Source organism: Cedecea sp. AS113 (assembly GCF_037152415.1).
Taxonomy (GTDB): domain Bacteria; phylum Pseudomonadota; class Gammaproteobacteria; order Enterobacterales; family Enterobacteriaceae; genus Cedecea.
The window spans coordinates 39427-53337 of the sequence record NZ_JBBCMI010000018.1; the positions used below are offsets into that span (position 1 = coordinate 39427).

Annotated in this window: 16 protein-coding genes; all 16 read left to right on the forward strand. The window is 55.8% G+C overall.

What is annotated here, in order from left to right:
- The first annotated feature begins 3 nt into the window (after positions 1 to 3).
- The 16 genes from WFN87_RS18695 (at position 4) to nagZ (ending at position 13890) form a co-directional block, all read left to right on the forward strand.
- On the forward strand, positions 4 to 957 hold the full coding sequence (locus WFN87_RS18695) for a beta-ketoacyl-ACP synthase III (RefSeq protein WP_336983545.1): 954 nt from the start codon (positions 4 to 6) through the stop codon (positions 955 to 957).
- A 17-nt stretch (positions 958 to 974) separates the two neighbouring features.
- On the forward strand, positions 975 to 1904 hold the full coding sequence (gene fabD, locus WFN87_RS18700; RefSeq protein WP_336983544.1) for an ACP S-malonyltransferase: 930 nt from the start codon (positions 975 to 977) through the stop codon (positions 1902 to 1904).
- A 13-nt stretch (positions 1905 to 1917) separates the two neighbouring features.
- The gene (gene fabG, locus WFN87_RS18705) at positions 1918 to 2652 is read left to right on the forward strand and encodes a 3-oxoacyl-ACP reductase FabG (RefSeq protein ID WP_008453466.1); all 735 of its coding nucleotides are present in this window, start codon (positions 1918 to 1920) and stop codon (positions 2650 to 2652) included.
- A 154-nt stretch (positions 2653 to 2806) separates the two neighbouring features.
- Positions 2807 to 3043 carry an acyl carrier protein gene (acpP, locus tag WFN87_RS18710; RefSeq protein WP_004157115.1) on the forward strand — a complete coding sequence of 79 codons (237 nt, stop codon included), beginning with the start codon at positions 2807 to 2809 and terminating at the stop codon, positions 3041 to 3043.
- Positions 3044 to 3128: 85 nt separating this feature from the next.
- Entirely contained in the window at positions 3129 to 4370 is a 1242-nt protein-coding gene (fabF, locus tag WFN87_RS18715; protein WP_071842830.1) for a beta-ketoacyl-ACP synthase II, read from the forward strand.
- 109 nt (positions 4371 to 4479) lie between these two features.
- On the forward strand, positions 4480 to 5280 hold the full coding sequence (gene pabC / locus WFN87_RS18720; protein ID WP_336983543.1) for an aminodeoxychorismate lyase: 801 nt from the start codon (positions 4480 to 4482) through the stop codon (positions 5278 to 5280).
- A gap of 10 nt (positions 5281 to 5290) precedes the next feature.
- Entirely contained in the window at positions 5291 to 6313 is a 1023-nt protein-coding gene (gene yceG, locus WFN87_RS18725) for a cell division protein YceG (RefSeq protein ID WP_166993764.1), read from the forward strand.
- Positions 6303 to 6941 carry a dTMP kinase gene (tmk, locus tag WFN87_RS18730; protein ID WP_336983542.1) on the forward strand — a complete coding sequence of 213 codons (639 nt, stop codon included), beginning with the start codon at positions 6303 to 6305 and terminating at the stop codon, positions 6939 to 6941. The genes yceG and tmk overlap by 11 nt, the downstream gene beginning before the upstream one ends.
- Positions 6941 to 7948, forward strand: coding sequence for a DNA polymerase III subunit delta' (holB, locus tag WFN87_RS18735; RefSeq protein ID WP_008453461.1), 1008 nt, complete (start codon positions 6941 to 6943; stop codon positions 7946 to 7948). The genes tmk and holB overlap by 1 nt, the downstream gene beginning before the upstream one ends.
- Positions 7949 to 7958: 10 nt before the next feature.
- On the forward strand, positions 7959 to 8753 hold the full coding sequence (locus WFN87_RS18740; protein WP_008453460.1) for a metal-dependent hydrolase: 795 nt from the start codon (positions 7959 to 7961) through the stop codon (positions 8751 to 8753).
- A gap of 301 nt (positions 8754 to 9054) precedes the next feature.
- A complete protein-coding gene (ptsG, locus tag WFN87_RS18745; protein WP_008453459.1) occupies positions 9055 to 10488 on the forward strand; it encodes a PTS glucose transporter subunit IIBC in 1434 nt (477 codons plus the stop codon).
- Positions 10489 to 10659: 171 nt separating this feature from the next.
- The gene (hinT, locus tag WFN87_RS18750) at positions 10660 to 11016 is read left to right on the forward strand and encodes a purine nucleoside phosphoramidase (protein ID WP_008453457.1); all 357 of its coding nucleotides are present in this window, start codon (positions 10660 to 10662) and stop codon (positions 11014 to 11016) included.
- A 4-nt stretch (positions 11017 to 11020) separates the two neighbouring features.
- On the forward strand, positions 11021 to 11404 hold the full coding sequence (locus WFN87_RS18755; RefSeq protein WP_336983541.1) for a YcfL family protein: 384 nt from the start codon (positions 11021 to 11023) through the stop codon (positions 11402 to 11404).
- Complete coding sequence (lpoB, locus tag WFN87_RS18760; RefSeq protein ID WP_336983540.1) at positions 11401 to 12042, forward strand: penicillin-binding protein activator LpoB; 642 nt, start codon at positions 11401 to 11403, stop codon at positions 12040 to 12042. The genes WFN87_RS18755 and lpoB overlap by 4 nt, the downstream gene beginning before the upstream one ends.
- Positions 12020 to 12880: a thiamine kinase gene (gene thiK / locus WFN87_RS18765; protein ID WP_336983539.1), complete on the forward strand. Its 861-nt coding sequence runs from the start codon at positions 12020 to 12022 to the stop codon at positions 12878 to 12880. The genes lpoB and thiK overlap by 23 nt, the downstream gene beginning before the upstream one ends.
- Positions 12868 to 13890: a beta-N-acetylhexosaminidase gene (gene nagZ / locus WFN87_RS18770; protein ID WP_336983538.1), complete on the forward strand. Its 1023-nt coding sequence runs from the start codon at positions 12868 to 12870 to the stop codon at positions 13888 to 13890. The genes thiK and nagZ overlap by 13 nt, the downstream gene beginning before the upstream one ends.
- The last annotated feature ends 21 nt before the right edge of the window (positions 13891 to 13911 follow it).

The window sequence follows — 13911 nt, forward strand, 5'->3', positions numbered from 1 at the left end:
TAAATGCATACGAAGATTATTGGTACCGGCAGCTTCCTGCCTGAACAAGTGCGTACTAACGCTGACCTGGAAAAAATGGTTGATACGACCGACGAGTGGATTGTCACCCGGACTGGTATTCGCGAGCGTCGTATTGCGGGCCCGAATGAAACCGTTTCAACCATGGGTTATGAAGCCGCGCTTCATGCACTGGACATGGCCGGCATTGATAAAAATGACATCGGCCTGATTGTGGTAGCGACAACCTCTTCCACGCACGCTTTCCCAAGCGCAGCCTGTCAGATTCAGGCGATGCTGGGAATTAAAGGCTGTCCGGCGTTTGATGTGGCGGCGGCATGCGCAGGCTTTACCTACGGGTTGAGCATTGCCGATCAGTACGTGAAATCTGGCGCAGTGAAAAATGCGCTGGTTATCGGGGCCGATGTTCTGGCACGTACCTGCGATCCTGAAGATCGCAGTACCATTATTATTTTTGGCGACGGCGCGGGCGCCGTTGTGCTAGGGGCGTCTGAAGAGCCTGGTATCATTTCTACCCATCTGCACGCAGACGGTAGCTATGGGGATCTGCTGACGCTGCCGAACGTCGATCGCGTGAATCCTGAGAATTCAGTTCACCTGACGATGGCCGGGAACGAAGTGTTTAAAGTCGCGGTGACTGAACTGGCTCATATCGTCGACGAAACCCTGGCAGCGAATAACCTCGATCGCACCGCGCTCGACTGGCTGGTACCGCATCAGGCTAACCTGCGCATCATCAGCGCGACCGCGAAGAAGCTCGGTATGCCGATGGATAATGTCGTCGTGACCCTGGATCGTCATGGCAATACCTCTGCTGCATCCGTCCCGGCTGCGCTGGATGAAGCGGTACGCGATGGCCGTATTAAACGGGGTCAGTTGGTGCTGCTGGAAGCGTTCGGGGGCGGTTTCACCTGGGGCTCTGCACTGGTTCGTTTTTGATTAAAGGAATTTTCGACATGACGCAATTTGCTATGGTGTTTCCGGGACAGGGTTCCCAGTCCGTTGGCATGCTGGCCGATCTCGCGGCAAGCTATCCGGTGATTGAAGCCACGTTCCGCGAAGCCTCTGACGCGCTGGGCTATGACCTGTGGGCATTGACCCAGCAGGGGCCAGCGGAAGAGCTGAACAAAACCTGGCAGACTCAGCCGGCCCTGTTGACGGCTTCTGTCGCTTTGTGGCGTGTCTGGCAGCAGCAGGGCGGTAAAACACCTGCGCTGTTAGCAGGCCACAGCCTGGGCGAATATTCCGCGCTGGTGTGTGCTGGCGTAATTGATTTCGCCGATGCTGTTCGTCTGGTTGAGCTGCGCGGCAAGCTGATGCAGGACGCCGTTCCGGAAGGGACTGGCGCGATGTCTGCCATTATCGGCCTGGACGATGCTTCTATTGCTAAAGCCTGTGAAGAGTCAGCGCAGGGGCAGGTTGTTTCTCCGGTGAACTTTAACTCTCCTGGTCAGGTCGTAATTGCCGGTAACAAAGAAGCCGTTGAGCGTGCAGGCGCTGCGTGTAAAGCAGCGGGCGCAAAACGTGCTCTGCCATTGCCGGTTAGCGTGCCGTCCCACTGCGCACTAATGAAACCTGCGGCGGATAAGCTGGCGGTAGCGCTGGAAAATATCACCTTTAACGCACCGGTAATTCCGGTTGTGAACAACGTTGACGTGAAGTGTGAAACCGCGGCAGACGCTATCCGTAGCGCGCTGGTACGTCAGCTCTATAGCCCGGTCCAGTGGACTAAATCCGTAGAGTTTATGGCGGCACAGGGCGTTTCCCAACTGCTGGAAGTGGGTCCGGGTAAAGTATTGACCGGGCTGACCAAACGTATTGTTGACACCATGACGGCAACGGCCATTAATGAGCCAGCAACGCTGTCAGCGGCGCTTGAACAATAAAACGAGGAAAACCATGAGTTTTGAAGGAAAAATTGCGCTGGTTACCGGCGCTAGCCGCGGTATCGGCCGCGCCATCGCAGAGACCTTAGTGGCTCGCGGGGCAAAAGTTATCGGGACTGCGACCAGCGAAAGCGGCGCGCAGGCCATCAGCGATTATCTGGGCGAAAACGGCAAAGGCTTTATGCTGAACGTGACCGACCCGGCTTCCATTGAAGCCGTGCTGGACAGCATCCGTAAAGAGTTTGGTGAAGTAGACATTCTGGTGAACAACGCCGGTATCACTCGCGATAACCTGCTGATGCGCATGAAAGAAGACGAGTGGAACGACATTGTCGAAACTAACCTGTCATCTGTTTTCCGTCTGTCAAAAGCGGTAATGCGAGCTATGATGAAAAAGCGTCATGGGCGTATTATCACTATCGGTTCTGTGGTTGGTACCATGGGAAATGCTGGTCAGGCTAACTACGCTGCGGCGAAGGCTGGTTTGATTGGCTTCAGTAAATCGCTGGCGCGCGAAGTCGCGTCTCGCGGTATTACTGTGAACGTTGTTGCTCCGGGCTTTATTGAAACGGACATGACGCGTGCGCTCTCTGATGAACAGCGTGCGGGTATACTGGCGCAGGTTCCTGCGGGTCGCTTAGGCGACGCAAATGAAATCGCCAGTGCAGTAGCATTTTTAGCCTCTGACGAAGCTGGGTACATCTCTGGTGAGACCCTGCACGTCAACGGCGGAATGTATATGGTTTAATCACGGTGAAAAATATTTGCGTTATTTGGGCGAATGCCCGCAAAATAGCGTAAAATCGTGGTTTGACCAGCCGGGATTTGGTTGCATCTTTTTCAACATTTTATACACTACGAAAACCATCGCGAAAGCGAGTTTTGATAGGAAATTTAAGAGTATGAGCACTATCGAAGAACGCGTTAAGAAAATCATTGGCGAACAACTGGGCGTTAAGCAAGAAGAAGTAGTGAACACCGCTTCCTTCGTTGAGGACCTGGGCGCTGATTCTCTTGACACCGTTGAGCTGGTAATGGCTCTGGAAGAAGAGTTTGATACTGAGATTCCGGACGAAGAAGCTGAGAAAATCACCACCGTTCAGGCTGCCATTGATTACATCAACGGCCACCAGGCGTAAGTGAACATCTCCAGGCGGTCATTCGACCGCCTGAGTTTTATCTGAATTGTCCCACTAGTATTTTTTCCCTCCCTGGAGGACAAACGTGTCTAAGCGTCGTGTAGTTGTGACCGGACTGGGCATGTTGTCTCCTGTCGGCAATACCGTAGAGTCTACCTGGAAAGCTCTCCTTGCCGGTCAGAGTGGCATCAGCCTGATCGACCATTTCGATACTAGCGCCTACGCAACGAAATTTGCTGGCTTAGTAAAGGATTTTAACTGTGAAGACATCATCTCGCGCAAAGATCAGCGCAAGATGGATGAATTCATTCAATATGGAATTGTTGCTGGCATTCAGGCCATGCAGGATTCTGGCCTCGAAGTAACGGAAGAAAACGCGACCCGCATCGGCGCTGCAATCGGCTCTGGTATCGGTGGCCTGACGCTTATTGAAGAGAACCACTCTTCTTTAGTTAACGGTGGCCCTCGTAAAATCAGCCCGTTCTTCGTGCCTTCAACCATCGTCAATATGGTGGCAGGTCACCTGACCATCATGCTGGGTCTGCGTGGTCCGAGCATTTCCATTGCCACGGCTTGTACCTCTGGCGTACACAACATCGGCCATGCGGCACGTATCATTGCCTATGGTGATGCAGACGCAATGCTGGCAGGTGGTGCAGAAAAAGCCAGTAGCCCGCTGGGCGTTGGTGGCTTTGGCGCGGCGCGCGCACTGTCTACCCGTAACGACAACCCGCAAGCGGCAAGCCGCCCGTGGGATAAAGATCGTGACGGCTTCGTACTGGGCGACGGCGCAGGGGTCATCGTACTGGAAGAGTACGAACACGCGAAAAAACGCGGCGCGAAAATTTATGCAGAAGTTGTTGGCTTTGGTATGAGCAGCGATGCGTACCACATGACTTCTCCACCAGAAAACGGTGCAGGTGCTGCGCTGGCGATGGAAAACGCACTGCGCGATGCAGGGATTTCTGCAGGGCAGGTTGGCTACGTCAACGCCCACGGTACCTCTACACCGGCAGGTGATAAAGCTGAAACGCAGGCGGTTAAGTCTATCTTTGGTGCCGATGCAAGCCGTGTGATGGTGAGCTCAACTAAATCGATGACGGGCCACCTGTTAGGGGCGGCGGGTGCGGTAGAGTCTATCTATTCCATCCTTGCGCTGCGCGATCAGGCCGTGCCACCAACCATCAACCTCGATAACCCGGATGTTGGCTGTGACCTGGACTTCGTGCCACACGAAGCTCGTCAGGTAAGCGGCCTGGAGTACACTTTGTGTAACTCCTTCGGTTTCGGTGGTACCAACGGTTCGTTGATCTTCAAGAAGATCTAATCGTTTCTGAAAGGGCCCGCTTGCGGGCCCTTTTGCTGTTCAGAATTCCCCTCTTGTCGCCCGTAAATCCCTCTGGCAACCTTGTGTCTCCGTATCCTGAGGAACCCCTATGTATCTTATTAATGGTCACTGGCAGAAAACGCTACCGGCGAACGACCGGGCGATCCAGTTTGGCGACGGCTGCTTTACTACCGCCCGTGTTATTGATGGTGAGGTTCGCTTTCAGGCAGATCATCTTCGCCGCCTGCAGCAGGCCTGCGAAGCGCTGATGATAGGGCCGGTTGACTGGGCCATGCTCAGTGATGAGATGGACATGCTGGCGACCTCAGAAACCAAAGCCGTGCTCAAGGTGATTATTTCTCGCGGGGCGGGCGGGCGCGGTTACAGCGCATCGAACTGCACACAGCCTACGCGAATGCTCTCTCTGTCGCCTTACCCTGACTTTTATCCCGCCTGGCGCGAGCAGGGAATTAGGCTGGCGCTCAGTCCTGTGAAAATAGGCATTAATCCTTCCCTGGCGGGTCTTAAGCATCTTAACCGGCTTGAACAGGTTCTTATTCGTACGCATCTTGAACAGACGGCGGCCCAGGAGGCGCTGGTTCTTGACAGTCAGGGGAGCCTGGTGGAATGCTGTGCGGCTAATTTATTCTGGCGCAAAGGTTACGACGTTTATACGCCGTGTATTAACGGTGCGGGCGTGAATGGCACGATGCGCCAGCGCATCATTGCGTGCCTGACGGATTCCTCCTGGCGGCTGCATGAGGTCAGCGAAGGTCTGGAAACCCTGGCCGATGCGGATGAAGCGATCGTTTGCAATGCGCTAATGCCGGTTGTACCGGTGAACCAGGCCCAGGACTGGGACTACACATCGCGTGAACTTTACTGTTTTTTAGCCCCACTTTGTGAGTAACCGATTACCGATGAAAAAAATGTTTCGTTTCTTTCTGGTTTTGCTGATTGTGCTTGGCATCGCCGCCGGTGCAGGCATGTGGAAGGTGCGCCAGCTGGCAAAAGCGCCGTTGCCGATCAAACAGGAAACCATTTTCACCCTGAAGCAGGGCACCGGACGTTTAGCTCTGGGCACTCAGCTTTATGAAGAGAAACTGATTACACGCCCGCGTGTTTTCCAGTGGCTGCTGCGCGTCGAGCCGGATCTGGCCAAATTTAAGGCTGGCACATACCGCCTCACGCCAGGGATGACGGTCACCGATATGCTCCGCCTGCTGGCCAGTGGGAAAGAGGCGCAGTTCCCGCTGCGTTTTGTGGAAGGTATGCGCCTGAGCGATTTACTCGAGCAGCTGCGAGATGCCCCATACATCCAGCACACGCTAAAAGACGACAGCTATGCGACCGTGGCGGAGACGCTGAAATTTGAGCACCCTGAATGGGTCGAGGGCTGGTTCTACCCGGACACCTGGATGTACACCGCCCACACCACGGATGTTGCTTTGCTTAAGCGCGTGCATCAAAAAATGGTTAAAGCCGTGGCGCAGGCCTGGGAAAGCAAAGTTGATGGCTTGCCCTATAAAACCGAAAACGACCTGGTGACCATGGCCTCGATCATCGAAAAAGAAACCGCGGTCGCGGCCGAGCGTGACCAGGTGGCGTCGGTGTTTATTAACCGCCTGCGTATTGGCATGCGCCTGCAAACAGACCCCACCGTTATCTACGGGATGGGCGACAGCTATAATGGTAAGCTAACGCGCAAAGATCTCGAGACTCCCACGCCGTATAACACCTATGTGATTAGCGGCCTGCCGCCGGGCCCGATTGCGGTGCCGAGCGAAGCGTCTCTGCAAGCGGCGGCGCACCCGGCAAAAACGCCGTATCTCTATTTTGTTGCTGACGGTAAGGGTGGTCATACCTTTAGCACCAACCTCGCCAGCCATAACAAGGCGGTGCAGGTCTATATCAAAGCTCTTAAGGATAAAAATGGACAGTAAATTTATCGTCATCGAAGGCCTGGAAGGCGCCGGGAAAACCAACGCCCATAACGTGGTCGTGGCGACCTTAAAAGAGCTGGGTATCAGCGAGCTGACCTTCACGCGTGAACCCGGTGGTACTCCGCTAGCCGAGCGCCTGCGTGAGTTAACGCTCAACAATGCCGGGATCGGTGATGAGAAGGTGACCGATAAAGCCGAAGTGCTGATGTTCTACGCGGCGCGCATCCAACTGGTAGAAACGGTGATCAAACCGGCCCTGGCGCGTGGTAGCTGGGTCATCGGCGATCGCCACGATCTCTCCACCCAGGCCTATCAGGGCGGCGGGCGTCAGATTGACCAGCAGTTATTGATGGCGCTGCGCAACACCGTGCTGGGCGATTTTTATCCTGACCTGACGATTTATCTCGACGTGACGCCTGAAGTGGGGTTAACCCGCGCCCGCGCCCGGGGTGAACTTGACCGCATTGAGCAGGAATCTATCGACTTCTTTAACCGCACACGTGCGCGTTATCTGGAACTGGCAGGCCGCGACAGCCGCATTAAAACCATCGACGCAACGCAGCCGCTGGATGACGTCTCGCTGGCCGTGCGTGAGGCCGTGCTGACCTGGTTCCGGGAGCAGCGATAGTGAAATGGTATCCGTGGCTTCGCGGCGCGTTTGAGCAGCTTATCGGCCAGTATCAGGCCGGGCGTGGGCATCATGCGCTGCTGGTTCACGCGCTGCCGGGCCTGGGGGACGACGCGTTAATCTACGCCCTGTGCCGCTGGCTGATGTGCCAAAGTCCGGAAGGCAATAAAAGCTGCGGCCACTGCCATAGCTGCCAGCTGATGCAGGCGGGTACGCACCCTGACAGCTACTCCCTTGAAGTAGAAAAAGGCAAATCCAGCCTCGGAATTGATGCCGTGCGTGACATCACCGAGAAGCTTTATGGCCACGCGCAGCAGGGCGGGGCGAAAGTCGTCTGGCTGAAAGATGCCGATCTGCTGACCGAGGCCGCGGCGAACGCGTTGTTGAAAACGCTGGAAGAGCCGCCAAGAAATACCTGGTTCTTTCTGAGCAGCCGCGAACCCGCGCACTTGCCCGCAACGCTGCGCAGCCGTTGCCTTTATTGGCACCTTGCGCCCCCGGATGAGCGTTTTGCTCTGGCATGGCTGGGCCGCGAGACAACGGCCTCTGCGGAAGAGCTTCAGGCCTCGCTGCGGCTTAGCTCCGGGGCTCCTGCCGCCGCGCTGGCGCTTTTGCAGCCCGAACAGTGGAAGGCCCGGCAGCAGCTTTGCGAGAAGCTCACTCAGGCTGGGGAAGCGAACAACCTGCTGGCGCTTTTGCCGGCATTAAACCATGAGGACGCTGCCCGCCGCGTCCACTGGCTTTGCGCGCTGCTGGTTGATGCCCTCAAGTGGCAGCAGGGGGCAGGGGCGTGGCTCACCAACGCGGATATGCAGCCGCTGGTGGCAAGCCTCGGCGGGCGTTATTCCCCGGCCGTGCTGCAAAGCCTGCTTCACCACTGGTTTACCTGCCGCGATGCCTTGCTTAACGTGGTGGGTGTTAACCGTGAGCTCCTGCTCACGGAAAGTCTTCTTACGTGGGAGCGTCTGGCTCAGCCCGGCGCACTGCTTCACTCACATCATCTCTAAGAGTATTACTATGTTTCTGGTCGACTCACACTGCCATCTCGATGGCCTGGATTATCAATCCCTGCACAAAAACGTTGATGACGTTCTGGAAAAAGCGGCCGCCAGGGACGTGAAGTTTTGCCTGGCTGTGGCGACTACCCTTGACGGTTATCGGGGAATGCGTGAGCTGGTCGGGGAGCGTAACAACGTGGCCTTCTCATGTGGCGTACATCCGCTGAACCAGGACGAAGAGTACGACGTTGAAGAGCTGCGCCGCCTGGCCGCCGAACCTGGCGTTATCGCGATGGGGGAAACCGGGCTGGATTACTTCTATACGCCGGAAACAAAACCGCGTCAGCAGGAATCTTTCCGGAACCATATCCGTATTGGCCGCGAGCTGAACAAGCCGGTGATCGTCCACACCCGTGATGCCCGCGCCGATACGCTGAGCATTCTGCAGGAAGAAAAAGTGACAGAGTGCGGCGGGGTACTACACTGTTTCACGGAAGACAGAGAAACGGCGGGTAAACTGCTTGATATGGGGTTTTACATCTCTTTTTCCGGGATAGTGACCTTCCGGAATGCCGAGCAGCTGCGTGACGCCGCGCGTTATGTCCCGCTGGACAGAATGCTGGTGGAAACGGACTCCCCGTATCTTGCACCAGTGCCACATCGCGGGAAAGAAAACCAGCCTGCTATGACGCGTGATGTTGCCGAATATATGGCCGTACTGAAGGGCGTTTCGCTGGAAGAACTGGCTATTGCCACCACGCAGAACTTTGCTGATTTGTTCCACGTCCCCTTATCCCGCCTGCAATCTCTCTGAAATTCATAGTTATTTTAAAGCTCGTAATTAATAGCCTAAGCGAGTAAAGTGCACCGCCATAAAATGAGCGGTGCACGCTCGTTTTGAACCATTTGTAAGCGTGTTATGTAAATTAATGAAAGTTTTTCGCGCGATCGGCTGAGAAACGTGATAGCCGTCAAACAAAGTTTTCGTTATTTATTTTACTCTGCGTAATAAATAAAAGGACACTTAGATGTCCTGTTTATGAACCGGTTCTCCCCCCGGTTCGATGCGTAAATGCGTACAAAAAAAGCACAAATACTCAGGAGCACTCTCTATTATGTTTAAGAATGCATTTGCTAACCTGCAAAAGGTGGGTAAATCGCTGATGCTGCCAGTCTCCGTACTGCCTATCGCAGGTATCCTGCTGGGCGTCGGGTCTGCAAACTTCAGCTGGCTGCCGGTCGTTGTCTCTCACGTTATGGCGGAAGCGGGCGGTTCAGTCTTCGCCAACATGCCGCTTATCTTCGCTATCGGTGTGGCACTGGGCTTCACTAACAACGATGGCGTATCTGCCCTGGCGTCGGTTGTTGCCTATGGCATCATGGTGAAAACCATGGCCGTGGTCGCGCCTCTGGTCCTGCACCTGCCTGCGGAAGAAATTGCAGCTAAACACCTGGCGGATACCGGCGTGCTTGGCGGTATTATCTCCGGTGCAATTGCGGCATACATGTTCAACCGTTTCTACCGCATCAAGCTGCCTGAGTATCTGGGCTTCTTCGCCGGTAAACGCTTTGTACCGATTATCTCCGGTCTGGCGGCTATCTTCACCGGCGTAGTGCTGTCCTTCATCTGGCCACCAATCGGTACGGCTATCCAGACCTTCTCTCAGTGGGCTGCATACCAGAACCCGGTTGTTGCCTTCGGTATCTATGGCTTCATCGAGCGCTGCCTGGTACCGTTTGGTCTGCACCATATCTGGAACGTTCCATTCCAGATGCAGATCGGTGAATACACCAACGCTGCGGGCCAGGTGTTCCACGGCGACATCCCTCGCTACATGGCAGGTGACCCGACTGCGGGCAAACTGTCCGGCGGCTTCCTGTTCAAAATGTACGGCCTGCCGGCTGCGGCCATTGCTATCTGGCACTCTGCTAAACCAGAGAACCGTGCAAAAGTGGGCGGGATCATGATCTCCGCGGCGCTGACTTCGTTCCTGACCGGTATCACCGAGCCAATCGAATTCTCCTTCATGTTCGTGGCCCCGATCCTGTACATCATTCACGCGATTCTGGCGGGTCTGGCATTCCCTATCTGTATCCTGCTGGGCATGCGTGACGGGACGTCCTTCTCTCACGGTCTGATTGACTTCATCGTGCTGAGCGGTAACAGCAGCAAACTGTGGCTGTTCCCAATTGTCGGTATCTGCTATGCGATCGTGTACTACACCATCTTCCGCGTACTGATTAAGGCACTGGATCTGAAAACCCCGGGTCGTGAAGACGCCACCGCAGAAACCACCGCTGGCGTAACCAGCGAAATGGCACCTGCTCTGGTTAGCGCTTTCGGCGGTAAAGAAAACATCACTAACCTCGACGCTTGTATCACCCGTCTGCGCGTTAGCGTGGCCGACGTGGCAAAAGTTGACCAGGCTGGCCTGAAAAAACTGGGTGCAGCAGGTGTGGTTGTCGCAGGTTCCGGCGTTCAGGCTATTTTCGGCACCAAGTCCGATAACCTGAAAACCGAAATGGATGAGTGGATCCGTAACAACTAAGTTTGTTCGGGGAGCGATAAGGGAGGCGAAAGCCTCCCTTTTTTGTTACTGAAAAAAGACGAATTTGTTTTAAAGGCCAGCACTTAACGAAAGAAAAGCGTGCAGAAGGTTGAGTCAAATGAGCGCCTCGCTCATACTCCCAACACCGTTTTCTCCTTCAAGGAACAGCTCATGGCCGAAGAAACTATTTTCAGTAAAATTATTCGTCGTGAAATTCCGGCGGATGTGGTTTACCAGGACGAACTGGTCACTGCGTTTCGTGATATTTCCCCTCAGGCACCCACCCACATCCTCATCATTCCAAACGTGCTTATCCCAACGGCCAATGACGTTAAAGCTGAACACGAGCTTGCGCTGGGGCGGATGATGACCGTTGCAGCTAAAATTGCAGAACAGGAAGGGATTGCCGCTGACGGCTACCGCCTGATCATGAACTGCAACCGACACGGTGGGCAAGAGGTGTACCATATTCACATGCACCTGCTGGGTGGCCGTCCGCTTGGCCCAATGCTGGCGCATAAGGACTGAGCCTATGTCGCGCTTTTCCCTGAGTCTGTTAGCGCTGCTGCTGGTGGCGGGCTGTAGCTCTAGCCCCGCCATTCCGGTGAACAACGACCAAACCCTGGTCATGGAATCTGCGGTGCTGGCGGCCGGGATTAGCGCGGAAAAACCGGATATCTCTCAACAGAATGGTGCCACGGTGGCCGAATCATCGCTGTATAATGAGCAGCATAAGCCGGTCACGCTGTACTACCGTTTCTACTGGTACGACAAAAAAGGGCTGGAAATCCACCCGCTTGAGCAAGTGCGTACCGTTACCCTCCCGGGGCAGTCTTCGCAGCGTATTGACTCGACTGCAGCCTGGCCGGGAGCCAAAAAAGTACGTCTTTCTCTCTCTGTAAGGAGCGAATTTTGATTAGGGGACTTCATCGTTATCTGGCCGTCACTGCGGTGGCGCTGATCCTGACCGGGTGTATTAATCGCGGCGAACAGCCTGCCCCGGTAGAAGAAGTTAAACCTGGCGCAGAGCAGCCTGCTCAGCCGGAGCCTACCGTGCCAACGGTACCGACCGTGCCGACGCAGCCTGGCCCTGTGGAACAACCAGAGCCTACTATTCCGCCTCAGCCTAAGGTTCGCACCTATGACTGGAACAGTGCCATGCAGCCGATGGTCAGCAAAATGCTGCAGGCGGATGGCGTGACGCCGGGTAGCGTGTTGCTGGTGGACAGCGTCAACAACCGCACCAATGGCAGCCTGCAAACCAGCAGCGCGACTGAAGCCTTGCGCGGCGCGCTGGCCAACAACAACAAGTTCACGCTGGTTTCTGCGCAGCAGCTCTCGATGGCTAAGCAGCAGCTTGGGCTTTCCCCGCAGGACAGCTTAGGTACGCGAAGCAAAGCGATTGGCATTGCGCGTAACACCGGCGCCCAGTACGTGCTTTACACCAACGCCAGCGGCAACGTGAACACGCCCACGCTGAAAATGCAGCTGATGCTGGTGCAAACTGGCGAAATCATCTGGTCGGGTAGCGGTGCTGTTCAGCAAACCAACTAAAGCATCGCTCGATGCGGCAGTGACTCGATACCTTCCGGCGGCTCAGGCCGCCGGTTGTGTTTCTGCGCTCGAGGGACTGAGCGGCACAAGCTACCGCGTAGAGACAGAAGCCGGCAGCTTTACGGCAAGAAAGCTGCCCGAACAGCGCTTGCCGGGGATTTCCCTTCGGCGGCATCATCGCGCGCTCAGGCAGTTGCCCGTCGGCATCGCGCCCGAGCCCTGGTGTCTGGCGGAAGGCTGGCTGTTCACCCGCTGGCTTGACGGCGAGGTTTTGCCGAACCTGGCCCCGCTCACTGAATTAACGGGCTTATTGTATTATCTTCATCGGCAGAAACCGTTCGGCTGGCGCATAAGCCTGGCTCCGCTGCTTGAGTTTTACTGGCAGGAAAGCGACCCAAACAGGCGAACCCTGACCTGGCTGCGTGAATTAAAGCGCCTGAAGCGGCGTAAGGAGCCCAGGCCTCTGCGGCTGGCCCCTCTGCATATGGATGTTCACGCGGGAAATCTGGTGCGGCAACCGGGCAATCGCCTGGGGCTTATTGACTGGGAATACGCCGGGGATGGCGATATTGCGCTGGAGCTGGCCGCCGTGCTGGCGGCAAACACCGTCGACAGTAAAGCGCTGCTGGAGTTGTATGCTGCCCAGGCTTCACTCAGCCTCGACGTCCTCAATCGCCAGGTTGCGCGCTGGCGGCCGTGGATAGCGTTACTTATGGCGTCCTGGTATGAATGCCGCTGGCGGCAAACCGGGGAGCAACATTTTATTACGCTGGCAGACGACGCGTGGCGCGCGCTGCGGGCGAGCAAACATCAGGAGAGAGTATTGTGGGCCCAGTAATGTTGGATGTGGCCGGCTTCGAGCTGGATGCGGAAGAGCGTGAAATTTTGCAGCACCCGCTGGTGGGCGGTTTGATTCTTTTTACCCGCAACTACCACGACCCGGAGCAGCTACGTGAACTGGTGCGCCAGATCCGTGAAGCTTCGCACCATCGTCTGGTTGTTGCCGTCGATCAGGAAGGCGGCCGCGTGCAGCGCTTCCGCGAAGGGTTTACCCGTCTGCCTGCGGCACAATCTTTTGCGGCACTCCGCGGCCTGGAAGAGGGCGGCAAGCTGGCGGCTGAGGCTGGCTGGCTGATGGCGAGCGAAATGATCGCCATGGATATCGACATCAGCTTTGCGCCGGTGCTGGATATCGGGCACATCAGTGCGGCCATTGGGGAACGTTCTTACCATGAAGATCCGGCCAAAGCGCTGGCAATGGCCACGCGTTTTATCGACGGGATGCATGCTGCGGGCATGAAAACCACCGGTAAACACTTCCCTGGCCACGGGGCGGTCACCGCCGACTCGCACAAAGAAACCCCGCACGACCCGCGCCCGAAGGCGGAAATCCGCGAGCATGACATGCGCATTTTTGCCTCACTGATTCGCGAGAATAAGCTGGATGCCATCATGCCTGCCCACGTTATCTATGATGAAGTCGATCCGCGTCCGGCTAGCGGCTCTGAGTATTGGCTAAAAACGGTCCTGCGCGGCGAACTGGGCTTTAATGGTGTGATTTTCTCCGATGATTTGTCGATGGAAGGCGCGGCTATCATGGGCAGTTATGCCGAACGCGGTCAGGCATCGCTGGACGCCGGTTGCGATATGATCCTCGTCTGCAATAATCGTAAAGGTGCGGTGAGCGTGCTTGATAACCTGTCGCCGGTCAAAGCAGAACGTGTTACAGGTTTGTATCATAAAGGGTCATTTACCCGCGATGAGCTGCGTTCATCCGATCGCTGGAAGCAGGTGAACCAGAAGCTGGAAGCGCTGCACGAGCAGTGGCAGGCGCATAAGGCGGGCTAATATTCAGGTAATGAGGATGCG